Annotated in this window: 16 protein-coding genes; 8 read left to right on the forward strand and 8 right to left on the reverse strand. The window is 60.3% G+C overall.

Annotated elements, in window-relative coordinates:
- Positions 1 to 15: 15 nt before the first annotated feature.
- From mauD to QCE49_RS29220, 4 genes are all read right to left on the reverse strand, one after another.
- Complete coding sequence (mauD, locus tag QCE49_RS29205; protein WP_250435832.1) at positions 16 to 669, reverse strand: methylamine dehydrogenase accessory protein MauD; 654 nt, start codon at positions 667 to 669, stop codon at positions 16 to 18.
- Positions 666 to 1223: a MauE/DoxX family redox-associated membrane protein gene (locus tag QCE49_RS29210; RefSeq protein WP_008353336.1), complete on the reverse strand. Its 558-nt coding sequence runs from the start codon at positions 1221 to 1223 to the stop codon at positions 666 to 668. Before QCE49_RS29210 ends, mauD begins: the two co-directional genes overlap by 4 nt.
- Positions 1224 to 1232: 9 nt before the next feature.
- Positions 1233 to 2390 (reverse strand): amine dehydrogenase large subunit, encoded by a 1158-nt coding sequence (locus tag QCE49_RS29215; RefSeq protein WP_409017559.1) that lies wholly within the window; start codon positions 2388 to 2390, stop codon positions 1233 to 1235.
- Between the two features lie 214 nt (positions 2391 to 2604).
- Positions 2605 to 3546: a helix-turn-helix domain-containing protein gene (locus QCE49_RS29220; RefSeq protein WP_250456779.1), complete on the reverse strand. Its 942-nt coding sequence runs from the start codon at positions 3544 to 3546 to the stop codon at positions 2605 to 2607.
- Positions 3547 to 3967: 421 nt separating this feature from the next.
- Here QCE49_RS29220 and QCE49_RS29225 point away from each other — a divergent pair, with 421 nt between their 5' ends.
- Positions 3968 to 5377 carry an MFS transporter gene (locus tag QCE49_RS29225; RefSeq protein WP_250456780.1) on the forward strand — a complete coding sequence of 470 codons (1410 nt, stop codon included), beginning with the start codon at positions 3968 to 3970 and terminating at the stop codon, positions 5375 to 5377.
- Positions 5378 to 5409: 32 nt separating this feature from the next.
- On the opposite strand, the gene QCE49_RS29230 is transcribed toward QCE49_RS29225, so the two are convergent.
- A complete protein-coding gene (locus QCE49_RS29230; RefSeq protein ID WP_175979350.1) occupies positions 5410 to 6879 on the reverse strand; it encodes a sensor histidine kinase in 1470 nt (489 codons plus the stop codon).
- 224 nt (positions 6880 to 7103) lie between these two features.
- Here QCE49_RS29230 and QCE49_RS29235 point away from each other — a divergent pair, with 224 nt between their 5' ends.
- The 3 genes from QCE49_RS29235 (at position 7104) to QCE49_RS29245 (ending at position 9490) form a co-directional block, all read left to right on the forward strand.
- Positions 7104 to 8279 carry an acyl-CoA dehydrogenase family protein gene (locus tag QCE49_RS29235; RefSeq protein WP_175979351.1) on the forward strand — a complete coding sequence of 392 codons (1176 nt, stop codon included), beginning with the start codon at positions 7104 to 7106 and terminating at the stop codon, positions 8277 to 8279.
- Between the two features lie 43 nt (positions 8280 to 8322).
- A complete protein-coding gene (locus QCE49_RS29240; RefSeq protein WP_175979352.1) occupies positions 8323 to 8679 on the forward strand; it encodes a hypothetical protein in 357 nt (118 codons plus the stop codon).
- A gap of 67 nt (positions 8680 to 8746) precedes the next feature.
- Positions 8747 to 9490, forward strand: a complete 744-nt coding sequence (locus QCE49_RS29245; RefSeq protein ID WP_250456781.1) for an SDR family NAD(P)-dependent oxidoreductase — start codon at positions 8747 to 8749, stop codon at positions 9488 to 9490.
- 10 nt (positions 9491 to 9500) lie between these two features.
- On the opposite strand, the gene QCE49_RS29250 is transcribed toward QCE49_RS29245, so the two are convergent.
- On the reverse strand, positions 9501 to 10133 hold the full coding sequence (locus tag QCE49_RS29250) for a response regulator transcription factor (protein ID WP_175979354.1): 633 nt from the start codon (positions 10131 to 10133) through the stop codon (positions 9501 to 9503).
- Positions 10134 to 10422: 289 nt separating this feature from the next.
- Here QCE49_RS29250 and hpaC point away from each other — a divergent pair, with 289 nt between their 5' ends.
- On the forward strand, positions 10423 to 10959 hold the full coding sequence (gene hpaC, locus QCE49_RS29255) for a 4-hydroxyphenylacetate 3-monooxygenase, reductase component (protein ID WP_008353320.1): 537 nt from the start codon (positions 10423 to 10425) through the stop codon (positions 10957 to 10959).
- A 43-nt stretch (positions 10960 to 11002) separates the two neighbouring features.
- Here hpaC and uraD read toward each other — a convergent pair whose 3' ends face one another.
- Together uraD and QCE49_RS29265 are read right to left on the reverse strand one after the other, a co-directional pair.
- Entirely contained in the window at positions 11003 to 11527 is a 525-nt protein-coding gene (gene uraD, locus QCE49_RS29260; protein ID WP_250456782.1) for a 2-oxo-4-hydroxy-4-carboxy-5-ureidoimidazoline decarboxylase, read from the reverse strand.
- 110 nt (positions 11528 to 11637) lie between these two features.
- The gene (locus QCE49_RS29265; protein ID WP_008353318.1) at positions 11638 to 12585 is read right to left on the reverse strand and encodes a LysR family transcriptional regulator; all 948 of its coding nucleotides are present in this window, start codon (positions 12583 to 12585) and stop codon (positions 11638 to 11640) included.
- A gap of 288 nt (positions 12586 to 12873) precedes the next feature.
- Between QCE49_RS29265 and QCE49_RS29270 the strand changes: the two genes are divergently transcribed.
- The 3 genes from QCE49_RS29270 to uraH are packed head-to-tail and all read left to right on the forward strand — an operon-like array spanning position 12874 to position 15112.
- Complete coding sequence (locus QCE49_RS29270) at positions 12874 to 14214, forward strand: MFS transporter (protein ID WP_250456783.1); 1341 nt, start codon at positions 12874 to 12876, stop codon at positions 14212 to 14214.
- Position 14215: 1 nt separating this feature from the next.
- Entirely contained in the window at positions 14216 to 14734 is a 519-nt protein-coding gene (locus QCE49_RS29275; protein ID WP_175979356.1) for a hydroxyisourate hydrolase, read from the forward strand.
- A 39-nt stretch (positions 14735 to 14773) separates the two neighbouring features.
- Entirely contained in the window at positions 14774 to 15112 is a 339-nt protein-coding gene (uraH, locus tag QCE49_RS29280; RefSeq protein WP_008353315.1) for a hydroxyisourate hydrolase, read from the forward strand.
- The last annotated feature ends 101 nt before the right edge of the window (positions 15113 to 15213 follow it).

Genomic DNA, 15213 nt, shown 5'->3' on the forward strand with positions numbered 1-15213 from the left:
AAGTTATCGGCGTCTTCAGGCGTGCTGCCCGACTTGCGCTTCGTGGTCGTGATGGCCGTGATGCGCGTGGTCATCGTGCTTGCCGTGCACGAATTCCTGCAGCGACGCGACACCGCGTTCCTTCGCTTCGAACAGGCTTTCCAGATGTTCACGCGTGTTCACGAGACCTTTCGCGCGGACCTTGCCTTCGTCATCGAGCAGCACGGCATAGGGCAGCTTGCCGATCTGATAAGAAAGGCCGAGTTCCTGCGACAGCACATACGGATATTGCGAAAGACCGGACTTGCGATAGAACGCGGCGTGCTCTTCGAATTCGCCATCGCTGGCAAGCACGATGTCGACCGAACCTTCGCGCGCCTGGATCGACGGAAGCAAAGGCAGCAGCTTCTTGCACACGGGGCACGTCGGCGAAAGGAAGAAGACGAGCGTGTTGCGCTTCGAGTTCGACAGGCCGCCGACCTTCACTGCGCGGCCGGCGATATCGCCGAGTTCGAACACCGGTGCGATCGCGCCGACGGCCGGTCCCTTGTCGATCATGAGCGCGCCCGCGGGCATCATGCGTTCATAGAGAATGCCGACTTGGCGAACAAGTGCGAGACAGATCGCGCCGAGCGCGAGCAAAGCGGCCCACGACAGTGCGGCCGAAATCATCAGGGCGGTTTGCATCATGAATTCCTCAGAGAATCGAGCTTGGGAAGATTGACCAGCAGCACGTCGAGCGTGAACCACGCGGCGACGGCGAAAAGCGTGCAGGCGCCTGCGCTCAGATAGTCGAACCACATCAGCGCGCGGCTCGTAGCGGGAATGAGTGCGGCGGCCGCGAGCGCGGCGAGCATCAGAGCACGCGCGACGTGCCACCATCCGATCGACTTAGGCGTGCGCGTCGATGAGCTTGCTGCGACGAAGCCCGAGCAGCCACAATCGATGTCGGTATGACCGCGCAGCACGTTGATCGCGAGCGCCGCGCCGAAGAGCACGAAAAGCGCGGCCAGCACGATGGCGCTGACCATGCGGGTATCGGCGAACAACACGCCGATCGCGCCAGCCGCTTCGAGTGCAGGCAACGCGAACGACAACGGCGTCACTGCGAACGACGGCAGCAAGGCGAACGCTTCGAGCGAAGCGCGAAAGCGTGATGGTTCGCGCCACTTCGGCGCCGTGCCCGCGAGTGCGATGATCGTCGCGCTTGCGATGCACACCATGAGAATGACGGGATCGATCATCTCGTCACCTCAAGGGTTGAGCAGCAACGTCGACGTCGTGCCGAGTTGCTTTTCGACATGCTGGCGCTTGCCGGTCGTCGCGTCCATCACGACGAGATCGGATGTCGGCGTGAGGCCGTAGAAGAGCGGCTTGTCATCGGTGCTGACCTGAATCGCGAGCAGCGGATCGATCTTCTGCTTCGCGAGATCCCAGCGTGCTACGCGCTTCTTGCTCTGCGTGTCGTAGACCCAGATCTCCGTGCCCGGCTCTTTATGCGAACCGTCCGCGCCCTTGTGCATGGCCACGTAAAGACGATGTGTGCCCACATTCAGCGCGGTCTGCTGCAAGCCTCCCGGACGCCAGCCTGCCTTGCGTTCCTGATCGCTCAGCAAGGACCACGACGTTCCGAACACCGGTGCATCGCCGGAGAAATCGGCGGTACGCACGTTGCCGTTGAACGTGGTGAAGAGATACTGGTTGCCGTCGCGCACCGCGTTGATGAAGGCCGGGTCTTTATCGACGTCGATGAACGCGTCGGAGAGCTTGCGGCTCGCTTCCTTGCCGCTTGCATCGAGCTTGATGGTGAGCGCCTTGCCGCTCTCGCACAGTGCCGAGAAGCGGTCATTGCCGCTCGGATACGCGAGCACGCAAGCATCGGTGTCGATCTCTCCGAGAACCTTCTTCGCGGCCGTATCGATGACCGTGACCGATGTCGACGGCGTGATGTTCGACACGTAAAGTCGGCTACCGTCTTCCGAGAGGATCGTGCTGTAAGGCGTCGGCACGGTCTGACCGTGCTTGGCCGGGATCACGATTTCATCGGTCACCTCGAGCGTCGTGTTATCGATGATCTCGACTACATCGGTGCGTACGCCATGGCTGCCGCGCGCGAAATACGTCGTCGCGACATAGCTCGTCTTGTGGTCGGGGGAGATCGTGAAGCCCGGAGCGAAGCCTGCATCGATCTCGCCGAGGAAGCGCTTCGTGTCGCCGTCGAAGACATGAACGCGCGCATCGGTCATGCTCGCAAACGACACATCCGTCACGAACACGCGATGCGGGCTATAGGGCGGGACCTTCGCAACCGTCAGTTCTTCCGGCTTTTCGGCCGCGCCCGCGTGCGGCTGACACGCAAGCAGTCCATACAGTAAGGCCCCCATGGCGGTGGTTAGCCGTCTCATCTCCATCTGTGCGTCTCCTTGTTTATCGTCGAAACGACTCTAAAGACGACAATAAAAAGAAGCACTTCGGAACCGGCAGCGCGTGCGTGCCGAAATGGAGCATTCGAAAGGGAGCCGACAGAGATCAGGCTTTTCGCGCAGATTTTCGAAGCACGAATGCCGATATCAAGCCGCGACAATGCGGCCTGTTATCGGCAACCAGGAATGCGTGAAGCGCTGTTCAGCGGGCGCGCGGCGTTTGAGAGGGAAGTTCGCCGAACAGGCTTTTGTAATCGCTCGCGAAGTGGCCGAGGTTGGAAAATCCCCAGCGCATTGCAGCCTCGCGAACCGGTACTTCGCTTTGCGATGTCGTTGTAAGAAGCCGTCTCACCTGAGCAAGGCGCACGGCTCGCAGATAACTTACAGGGTTCATCTGCGTGACGGATTGAAAGCTGTTTTGAATGGTGCGGCGGCTCACGCGCAGTTTTTCGCATAAATCCAGCACCGATATCGGCTGCTCCGGACGCGCAAGCACGAGATCGTGTGCGCGCCGCACGACGTCGGCGCGGCACGCATAAGTGAGCCGGTCCTCGCGCGTCGGTACATGAAACGTCAGGAGGTCGAGGATGCCTTCCGTGACCGTATGTGTGAAGCGATGCGCGCCATCATCGGACAAAATCGGATTCCGGTCCGCCAGCACGGTCTCGACCGCCGCGATGATGCGCTTACCCGCACGCGCGCCGGCCGCGCCGGGAATGCTCAGCACATGACGGCTGAGGATTTCGTCCTGCACATCGACGCCCGCCGCGTCCGCCGCTGAAGCAAGCAATTGCGCATCGATGGCGACGCCAAGCATCGACATATCGGGCGGCGAATGCAGAAGAAATTCCTTGTCGCCGGGCGCGACGACGAGCGCGTTTTCGTCGACCCGCACGCCCTGAAACGAGAACGGCGCGCCACCGCCGAGCACGAGTCCGAACGTGACGAATCCGGCCGGCAATTGCCCGCGCTGAACGATACGCACGTTCGCAGATTCCTGAAAGACCTGAACGCCCGCTAATGAAACCTGCTTCACCGTGCTGCGGAATGCGCCCTCGCCCACCTGGTCATAGCGCTGCTCCCACCCCGCCAGCGCATGCGCGTGATGGTCGGCGTCCTCGAAGGTTTCGTAGTTGGCGTACATGCCCTCCTCCTGCTGCTTGCGTCGCCTCGACGCGACTGCTTATAGGTTTTCAATTTTTTTGCGTCAAGCTTTTCGATTCTTCTCCTCTAGTGCCTGTTGCGCAATCCTAGGAATGCACGATTGAAAAACACATGCGCTCATGCGTAGGCGATCACGCGCTATCGCGAAGTTCAGTAATTACTTTAACAACTAGTTCGCAAGGATTGCACCCTGATAGTGCGCCCAAGAAGGTTCGCAGATCAGAAGTCTGCGTTTTGACCTCGCGACACGGCAAATCAGTCAAAAGCGCATCTATCGATAAATGCCGCCGATGTCGATTCAAATTTGCCTCACTGATGATCGCATCCCTTTTCGGCGAATTTGACGCCGATATCCTCCGCATCGACACTGCCTCACACCCGAACCTCACTTCCCAACCACCATGAAGCCCAAAAGCAAGCGCTATACATACGAGTGGTATGTCGTCGTGATCTGCATGCTGGCTTATGTGTTCTCGTTCATCGACCGGCAGGTGCTCGCGCTTATGATCGAGCCGATCAAGCGCGATCTGCATCTCAGCGATACGCAGTTCAGTCTCTTGCACGGCTTCGCGTTCTCGCTTTTCTACGCGGTGATGGGCATGCCGATCGCGTACCTCGCGGACCGTTTCGCACGTCCGCGCATCATCGCTGCGGGCATTGCGCTGTGGAGCGTCGCGACCGCGGCATGCGGCCTGAGTCAGAGCTTCGTTCACATGTTCGTCTCGCGCATGAGTGTCGGCGTGGGTGAAGCCGCCCTATCGCCGGGAACCTATTCGATGCTCGCGGATTTTTTTCCCAAGGAAAAGATGGGCCGTGCAATCGGCATCTATTCGCTCGGCTCGTTCATCGGCGGCGGCATTGCATTTCTTGTCGGCGGTTATGTGATTGCATTGCTCAAGCACGCGAGCGTGTTCGCCTTGCCGCTGGTCGGCGAACTACGCGCATGGCAATTGACGTTCTTCATCGTCGGATTGCCGGGTCTTCTCGTCGCCTTCGTCTTCATGCTGACGGTACGCGATCCCGCGCGCAAAGGACTTGCGCAGGACGGGTCGGGCAAGGTCAAGCGAGTCGCGATGGGCGATGCGCTGCGTTTCATCGCCAATCATCGCAAGACCTTTTTCTGCCACTACGTCGGCTTCTCGTTCTATGCGATGGGCCTGTACTGTCTGATGAGCTGGACACCTGCGTTCTATATGCGCCGTTTCGCTCTCTCGCCGGTCGAAACGGGTTATATGCTCGGCATCGTGATGCTCGTCGCCAATACGACGGGCGTATTCTGCGGCGGCTGGCTCAGCGACTGGCTGCTGCGTCGCGGACACACCGATGCGCCGATGCGCGCAGCGTGGATCGGCGCGGCATGCATGCTCGCTCCTGCGATCGCGTTCACTCAGACGACGAGCCTCGCCGCATCGCTCGCATGGCTCGTCGTGGCGATGTTCTTCGCGTCGTTCCCATTGCCGACTTCGGCCGCCGCCATGCAGGCACTTGCGCCGAACCAGATGCGCGCACAGATATCCGCGATGTTCCTGCTGGTATCGAATCTCATCGGACTGGGTCTCGGCACGACGCTCGTCGCGCTTATCACCGACAAGGTATTCGGATCGCCGCTCGCGGTTGGACACTCGATGGCCATCATCAATGCCGTGGCGATCGGGCTTGCTGCCGTGCTGCTTTTCGTCGGATGCAGTCAATACCGATCGAGTCTCGAACGCGAAACGCGTGAAGCGCGCGTGACGATCGATAGCCCGGGCCTGCATGAGAGCATGCCCAGCGGCGCAACGCCGACGCCTCGATATGCCGAGCGCTTGTGATCCATGTTGCTCACTCAACGCGCAACGTCGTGTCAATCCGTATGGTGCAACAAGGGCAACGCGAAGCAGCATTCCAGTCCGCCGCCCGCCGCGCGTTGCGCCCAGATCCGTCCTTCGTGACGCGACACGATGTTCTTGCACAGCGACAGGCCGATGCCGTTGCCGCCCGCCTTCGACGACGAGAAGCCGTCGAACAGGCGTTCGAGCGCATCATCGGGCACGCCTGGTCCGTCGTCGATCACATGCAGTTCGGCTGTCTTTCCGTTCATCATCGCGGCAAGCGTGACGGTGCCGGCAGACGGTTTCATGCCGCTCATTGCTTCGACTGCGTTGAATGCCAGATTGAGGATCACCTGACCGATAAGCACGCGCTCGCAACGTATCGGCAACGGCTCGTGCGATGGCTCGATCCTGACCGTCACGCCTTCGTCTCGCGCGCGCAACTGGATGAAGTAAGCGACATCCGCGAGCACGTCGCGAAGATCGGTCTGAGCTTCGGCAGGCTCCCGCTTCACGATGAACTCGCGCACGCTCTTGATGATATGCGCCGCGTGCTCTGCTTGCCGGTCCGCTGCACGCAGGCCCCAGATCGCGCTGTCGATGGAATCTGGCTGCGCGAGCCGCTGAATCGCGCCTTCGATGAAGTTGCGCACGGCAGCGAGCGGCTGGCTCAACTCGTGTGCGATCGCGGTCGCCATTTCGCCCATAGCGTTATAACGTCCCGCGTATTCGAGCATCCGCGCTTCGCTTCGCCGGGCTTCCTCGATCGCCACTTCATCGCTGATGTCGCGGAAATGAACCAGTGTGCCGTCTTCGATATCGATGCGCCTGCACGTTATGCGCAGCCATCGTTTCGCGCCGTCACGACGCGTGATCGCATAGCGTTGCGCGGGCGTCGAATGTTGGCGCGTCGCACTGCGCAACTGGGTGACGAGCCGGTCGCGATCGGATCTCGTGCAATAGTCGAGCGCGACGCCGAGCGGCGCATCGTTCGCGACACCGAGCACGCGTCGTCCCGATTCGCTGATGAAACTCACCTTGCCGCGCGGCGTCAGCACTGCAACGCCCTCACCCAGATCCTGCATGTATTCGCGCAAGCGTGTTTCATAGCGGCGCAATTTCTGCCGCATTGCATCTTCAGCGCTGATGTCGCGAAACTGCACCATCACAACTTCGCGTCCCGTGAGCGGTACGTATGTCGCGATTGCCTCGGACAGCATGTCGACGCCCGCGCGCGAGCGATAACACCACTCATAACTTTGCGGACCTTCCGTGATGGAGCGATCCATCGCATTCACGGCAATTTCGCGGCGATACCTGATGTCATCGCGCGTCATATCGTGCGCCTTGAGCGGAAGCAATTCTTCCACCGAAAAACCCAGCGCGATGCATGCTGCGCGATTGGCCCACACGATGGCCTTCGTTTCGGCGTCGTGTAGCAGCACGCATTGCGTCAGCGCATCGAGCAGGCGGTGGAAATCGTCTTCGGTGGGGAAGTTCATGTCGTGGCGCATGGGATACATGGTTGCAACGCTAACCATAGCATCGGCGCGTCCCGCACGTCCCTAAAGATTTCTTTAGCCGGACGGGAGGCTTCACCGAATCGCACGCTCGCCTTCCCAATTGTTTCAGCCTTTTTGCATTCCTAGACTGGCATTACTGCGTGTGGCTCGAAAGCACTTCAACTCAATCTCATGCGCCATACGAACGAAAAGGAGATGTCCCCATGTCAGCATCCGCGATTGCAGTCGCCCTTCGCGACGATCTGTCCAGTCAAACCGACGCGATAGCGCTCGACGATGTGATCGCCGAAATCGCCCGGCGTCGCGATGAATTCGACCGCGTGTCGCACGTACCGCGCGATGTCATCGACAAGCTCAAGCGCGCAGGTATCTATCGTGCGGCCACGCCAAAACGATTCGGCGGTGACGCGCGCGCACCGGGAGAATTTCTGCAGATGATCGAGCGCATCGCTGTCGCTGACGGCTCCGCCGCATGGGTCGCGAGTTTTGGATCAGCGAATCTCTATCTCGCCGCGTTGCCGCTTGCGACGCAAGCTGCAATCTACGCCGACGGTCCCGACCAGGTGTTTGCGGGCGGCCTCTTCCCCGTTCAGAACGCACAGCCAGCATCGGGCGGCTATCGCGTGAGCGGCACATGGAAGTTCGCGAGCGGCTGCAAGGGCGCGGACTGGCTCGGCGTCGGCATCGGCACCAGCAAGCCGGGTGAAGCACCAGGCAAGCCGCGTACGGCCGTGTTTCGCCCCGCGCAAGTCGAGATCGTCGAGAACTGGAACGTCGTCGGCATGCAGGGCACGGGGAGTCACGATTTGCGCGTGACGGATCAATTCGTTGCTGAAGACTGGACCTTCGTTCGCGGTGGCCCATCAACGGTCGATGAACCGCTCTATCGCTATCCGACCATCGCTTATGCGGCGCAAGTGCTCGCTGTCGTGAATCTCGGTCTGGCGCGCGCAGCGCTCGATGTCGCGAATCATATGGCCGGAGGCCGCAAGACAACGACAGGCGCGCCGCAACTCGCCGACCGCGCCTATTACCGGATCGAGCTTGCAAAAGCGGAAGCACAACTGCGCAGCGCACGGGCCTTCTTCTACGAATCGACCGACAGCGTATGGCAATCGATTCTCGCGGGCAATGAAGTTATGCCGGAACAAGTGAGCCTGCTACGCCTCTGCGCAACGCAGATTGCGCGTGAGGGCGCCGATGTCGTGAATCGCGCCTATCGACTAGGCGGCACGATGGCGATCTATCGCACGCATCCATTGCAACGCCTGATGCGCGACGCGATGGTCGTCACGCAACACGCATTTCTCGGCGAAGGGAACTACGACGGCGCGGGTGCCGTGTTCGTCGGTGTGCCGCCCATTCCCGGCTATCTTTGATCCCCATTCATCGCATAACGCATAACATCAGGAGTAACGCTTCATGACCGATAACCGAAACCTGCCTTTGCGCGTGCTCTTTTGCTGCGGCGTAACGCAGAACTTTTTTGATTTGCCGCGCGAGAAGATCGGCGAAGTATGGCAAGCCTACGGCAAGATGCTCGCTGCTGTCGAAGCGATGGAGAACGTGCGCGTGCTGGGCGTGATGGACGACGATCGTCTCGTCGTCGGCCAATCCGATGGCGCGCCGTGGACCTTCTACATCATGGCCGACGTAGCAGACTTCGATACGGCCGCCGCGGTATGCAATCTCTATCGCACGACGCCCGTCGGCGAATACAACCTGTGGCGTTATGGAAAGATCGAGGCGCGTGTCGGACGTGCATTGTCGGTGCCGTAACGCAACGCTCTGCACCGTCGCCGCATGCATTGCGGCCGCTCTCGCTCATTAGAAAGGGAACTCGAACATGTCCAACAGAATCGCGCTCATCACGGGTGCCGCGCGCGGCCTCGGCGCCGTGGTCGCGCGCCGCTTTCATGCCGCAGGCTATAGGGTTGCGCTGGCCGATATCGCAATCGAAGCAACGCAATCGCTCGCATGCGAGCTGAGTGCGGACCAGAGCAGCGCATTCGCCATCAGGCTGGATGTGACGTCGAAGACGGACTTCGAACACGCACGCGATGCCGTGCATGAACGCTGGGGCCGAATCGATGCGCTCGTCAACAACGCGGGTGCATCGAAAGTCGTGCCCGTGATGGAGATTACCGCAGAGCAGTTCGATCAGGTCATCGATATCAATCTGCGCAGCGTGCTCTTCGGCTGTCAGGTATTCGGCCTCTATTTCGCGGATCGCGGCGCGGGTCGCATCGTCAATATCGCATCGCTGGCGGGACAGAACGGCGGTTCGGCGACCGGCGCGCATTACGCGGCCGCCAAAGGCGGTGCGATTACATTGACCAAGGTTTTTGCGCGCGATCTGGCCGCGCGCGGCGTGACCGTCAACGCGATCTCGCCTGGTCCGCTTGACCTTCCGATCGTGCATGAGAGCCTGCCTGCCGACAAACTCGACAAGGTTATCGCCGGCATTCCCGTGGGACGTCTCGGCTCGGCCGATTACATCGCCGACGTGGCCGTGCTGCTCGCATCACCGGATGCGTATTTCGCCAACGGCGCATGCTGGGACGTGAACGGCGGCCTTTACATGCGTTAGCGAGTTCGACTCATGCGCGCTCGTCGCCGGACGGGCTCCATACTTCGAGCACATCGCGCACGAGCGTCGCGATGGATGCAGCTCCGAGCTTGTCCTTGATGCTCGCGCGATGCACGTCGACGGTCTTGACGCTGATCTGCAGATCGGCGGCGATGCGCTTGCTCGCTTTGCCCTCGATCACGCCGCGCAAGACCTCCTTCTCGCGCCCGGTCAGCGAGTCGACGCGCTCGCGCAACTCGCGTTGCCGCTGGTCTTTCGCGTGACGCTGCATCGCGAGCTTCATCGCGCGCTGCACGCGATCGAGCATTTGCTGCGAGTTATAGGGCTTCTCGACGAAATCGATCGCGCCATGCTGAAGCGCGCGAACGGACATCGGAATGTCGCCGTGACCGCTCACGAAGATGATCGGCAAAGTCGCACCGCGGCGGTTGAGTTCGGCTTGCACGTCGAATCCGCTAGCCTCCGGCATCCGTACATCGAGCACGAGACAAGCGGGACGACTCACATCGAATGCGCGCAGAAAATCGGCGGCATTGGCGAACCCTTCCGACTTCACGCCGACTGAATCGAGCAGCCATGCAAGCGAGGTACGCATGCCGTTGTCGTCATCGACGATATAGACCATGGGAGCGGAAGAATTCATTGCGATTGCTCTTTCGATGCGCGCATCAGGGACCAAGCGCGCCGGAGGATTCGGCTGTCTCATCGCAGGGTCTGTTTTTTGATGCGCCAATGATAACCAGCCGAAATTCGCCGCGAAAGTCCTTTCTTTACCTCGATGACGCGAGATAGGTAAAAGCTTTAGTGCGTTCGGTAACTACGCCGGGCGAGCGGGCGGGACGTGCCGATTTTATTTGTGCGGTTCAGCGCGTACGCTTGATTGACCATTTGCTATACACAACCTGAACATGAAACGAACAGGAGACGCTCCCATGTCCGCGCTGCCCCGTCCCGACCTTTCCGATATCGATCAGGTGCGCAAGCTGTTCCGCCAGGCCATGGCTCATCTGGGCGCAGCAGTGAATGTGATTACGACGACAGGCACGCATGGCCGCTGCGGCATTACTGCGAGCGCGGTGTGCTCGGTCACGGATGCGCCGCCTACGCTGCTCGTCTGCATCAACAGGTCGAGCGCCATGCATGCCGCATTCGTGAACAATCGCAATGTGTGCGTGAACGTGTTGCCGGGTCACCTCGAACAGATCGCGCGACACTTCGCCGGTCTCACGCAATTGTCGATGGACGAGCGCTTTTCGTTACCGGTGTGGGACGAAGGCGCGAACGGCGTGCCGGTGTTGCGCGATGCGCTCGCCAGCCTGCAAGGGACGATCGTCGAGGCGAAGGAAGTAGGATCGCACTCGGTGATGTTCGTGCAAACCACCGCGATCCGCGTGCGCGACGACGGCGATAGCCTGATTTATTTCGATCGAAACTTTCATCGCGTGCCGCGTGCATGTGATGCACGGTAGTGCGTGCGCGAGCCTGATTCGTTTTCCGGCTCGCGCACACCGATCAATTCAACGCCGAAAGACGCGTATTCAGCCGCGCACGCGTGATCGCTGCGATTTGCGCGAGCGCCTCATCGAGTTCCTGCTGCGTGCTGCGTCCAATGCGACGTTCGAGCGCGCTGAAGATGCCTTCGCGCGTGTAGTGCCGCACGCAGATGATGAACGGAAAGCCATGCCGCTCGAGATAAGCTCTGTTGAGACGATCGAGCGACGCTTCCTGTTCCATCGACATGGCATCGAGCCCGGCGCTCTTTTGTTCGGTATCGGAATCGGCCGTCATCGTTCCCGAGCGAATGTTTGCGCCCGATAACAACGGATGCAGGTTCAGAAATGCGCGCTGGCTTTTATCGTCCAGATTGCGGATGACATCCATCATTGCGTCATGCAAGGCATTGGCGGATGCGAACGGCCGCACGCTCCACGCGCCCTCCGCCGCTTGCGGAAAATGCTCGAACACGCTTGCGAATGCACCAATGAATGCCGCGCGGTCCAGCAAATTGACCGGCTCCAGGTTAATCGACTGTGACATGCTCGCGTCTCCTATGGCGTGTCGATGGCAATTCGTGCCGAGTATAGGAACCGCGCGATCGGGCGGCGAGACAGCCGATCCTATTGACCGCATAACAGAACACGATAGCGCTACGCGCGATGCATGTCGCGCAGCGCGCGCAATTCCTGAGCGGCCGCCGTCAGCATGCCGCGCAGCCAGACGTGCGATGCCGAGCGATGCCGCGACGGATGCCACAACTGATAAAAGCGCATGAATGGAAATTCGATCGGGGCGTCGAGCACAACGAGCGGAAGATGCTGCGCGTGATAATTCGCGAAATGCCTGCCGGTCGTGAGAATAAGATCGGTGCCCGGAATCAGGCTCGGCGCGAGATTAAAGTACGGGCAGCTCACGCGGTTATCGCGATGCACGCGCATGGTGCTGAGTCCCGTATCGACGACGCCGCGCTGATCGCGCGAATATGGCGTGGGCACGATATGCGATGCACTCAGATAGTCCTGGGCATCGAACTTGCCTGATTGCGCATAGACGCTATCGCGCGCGACCACGCACACGACATCGTCCTCCAGCAATACCGACAAATGAAGATGCTCGGGCGGATTGGGCCAGTTGCCGATCACGATATCGGGCGAGCCTTCGGAAAGCCCCTGTTCGTAATTGAATGAAGCCGAAAGCGGCACCGCAATGAGGCGCGCGCGTGGTGCAGCGTGCCTGAATTCGCGCACGACATGCGCAAAAAACGGGGGCGCCAGGTAATCGGGCATTCCGACGGTAAAGCTTTGCTCGGTTGTCGCGGGATCGAAATGATCGTCGGATACGAGCAGGTTATCGAGCGCACTCAATGCGGCCTGTGCGCTCTGCGCGAGCTGAATCGCGCGTTCGGTCGGCACCATCGCGTTCTTTTCGCGCGTAAGCAGCGGATCGTTGAAGATGGCGCGCAGACGCTTGAGCGCCGAGCTGATGGCCGGCTGCGACTGGTTCATACGAATGGCCGTGCGTGACACGCTGCGTTCCCCGATCAGCGTGCACAGCACGCGCAGCAGATAGGTATCGAATGGATCGTCGGTGCGATTCATGATGATTTCGGTGTCTCTATTGTTCGCGTGGCTGCGCCGCTATTTTGCCAGCCGGCACTGCGGGAACCGCTTCATGCGAGGCGCGCTAGGGTAATCCATAAGGCGTGAAAAGTGCGGCGAAAAACCGTGCAAAGCCCTATCGCACAAGGCTTTCGAACCCATATACATGTTGCTATGGGGCCTATTGGCTCGTCCCCCGTTCCCGATTTTTTGGCCGTTTCTATACTTGCTTCCAACCGAGCGCACGGCCGTGTCCGCGCGACGCAAACCGACTGGAAAGGAGAAACCATGTCGCTCATCAAACAGGAGATGCCGGTTTTCGCGAGCGCGGTCGAAAGCGCCGAAGCAAGCGTCTATCGCAAGGTTTCATGGCGCCTGCTGCCGTTCCTCGGCGTGCTGTGGGTGCTCGCTTGGCTGGATCGCGTCAACATCGGCTTCGCGAAGCTGCAGATGCTCGACTCGCTGCATTTCAGCGAAGCCGTATACGGTCTCGGCGCGGGCATCTTCTTCATCGGCTACTTTCTCTTCGAAGTGCCGTCGAACATGCTGCTGCAGAAGATCGGCGCGAAAAAGACCATCATGCGTATCACGATATGCTGGGGCGTCATCTGCATGTTGCAAACGCATGTCACCACGCCCACGCAGTTTTATGTCCTGCGTTTCCTGCTCGGCGCATTCGAAGCAGGGTTTTATCCGGGCGTCATTCTTTACCTCACTTACTGGTATCCGTCGCAGCGACGTGCGCGCGCCTTCGGCACGTTCATGTCGGCTTCTGCGATCGCGGGCGTGCTCGGCGGTCCTCTCGCCGGCTGGATCATGACGTCGATGGGCGGCGTGCACGGCATGCACGGATGGCAGTGGCTCTTCATCATCGAAGGTATTCCGTCGGTGCTGGCCGGTGTGTTCGCGTACTTCTACATGACCGACAAGCCCGAGCAGGCGCGCTGGCTTTCCGATGATGAAAAGCGCGTCGTGCTCGATGCCCTGCAACGCGACAACGCAGCGATGGGCGAACGCGGTCACGACTGGCGCTCGCTCTTCAAGAACCGCAAGGTGTGGCTGCTGATCGCGATCTTCTTCTGCCTGCTGTGTGCGAACTCGACACTCACTTTCTGGATTCCCACCGTCATCAAGGACGTTGGCATCAGCACGCCGATGGCGGTCGGCTGGATCGCGGCGGTCGCCTATTTGTGCGGTGCTGCGGGCATGATCATCAACGGCGCGCACTCGGATCGCGGCAATGAAGTGCGCTGGCACTTCAGCGGTGCGGCAATCGTCGGAGGCATATCGATGGCCGCGCTCGCGATGCTGATGGGTTTCGACAAGATCTCGCCGGTGATCGCGCTGCTCGCGATGACCGCATCGCTCATCGGCACCATGAGCGCGATTCCCGTTTTCTGGCAATTGCCCAACCGCTATCTCGCTGGCAGTGCGGCCGCAATCGGCGTGGCGCTCATCAATTCCGTCTCCAATCTCGCAGGCTTCGGCGCGCCCTATGTGATGGGACTCATCAAGAACGCGACGGGCAAGGTGACGACCGGCCTGTACCTCGTGGCCGTAATCGAAGTGCTGGCCGCGGTGCTCGTGATCGTCGGCATCCGCAAGCTCGGCAACAAACAAGGGGCCTGACATGCGCGACAAGAACACATCATCCCCTGCATTCGACGTGAGTCGCCGTCGCTTTGCTCTGCAATCTGTGGCACTTGGCGGCAGCATGCTGATCGCGAAGACGGCGCTGTCCGCCGATGCACCCGCGCCGAATCAGACGACCGGCCCGGTGCAACAGGATGGCCTGAGCCCACGCCTCACGATGCACGGCCTGGACACATGGCATGGCACGCCCGCTTCGGGTATGCGCGTCGAGCTGTTTGCGATCGACGACGGGCGTTCGAAGTTCCTTCAGACGATCACGCTGGCTGCAAGCGGACGCAGCGAGCCTCCCCTCCTGATCGGCGATACCTATCGCGCGGGGACTTATGAGTTGTTGCTGCATGTGGACGAATACTTCGCCGCACGCAAGGCGGATCTTCCGCAGCCGATGTTTCTCTCAAAGATCCCGCTGCGCTTTCGCATCACGGACGTCAATCAGCGCATTCATTTGCCGGTGCTGTTCGGACCGTGGAGCTACAACTACTACCGCGGCAGTTGAGCCGGAAAGTACTCGAACGCGAGATCAGGAGAAAACATCATGGCCGCAGGCATTACCACGCACGTACTCGACGTCGCACTCGGCAAACCCGCCGCCGGGATGCAGATCGAATTGTTCGATATCGGCAGCGAGCCGCCCACGCTGCTCGCGCGCACGCGCACCAATCGCGACGGACGCACCGACTCGCCGATCCTGCCGGCGGCGCAAGCGCGAGCGGGGAATTTCGAGTTGCGCTTCTGGGTCGCCGATTACTTCAAGACGCCCGATGTATTCGCGGACGTCGTGCCGGTTCGCTTCACGCTCGCCGATGCGACGCAGCACTATCACGTCCCGCTGCTTTGTTCGCCTTGGAGTTTCGGCACCTATCGCGGAAGTTGAATCAGCGCTTACTGCAATTGACGATTGATGTTTCGCAACATGGAGACGCGCACGAACGGATAAGAAAATGTCTAAAGCAACTTCCATTTCTTATTCGAACC

The sequence above is a fragment of the Caballeronia sp. LZ008 genome, assembly GCF_031451435.1.
GTDB lineage: Bacteria > Pseudomonadota > Gammaproteobacteria > Burkholderiales > Burkholderiaceae > Caballeronia > Caballeronia zhejiangensis.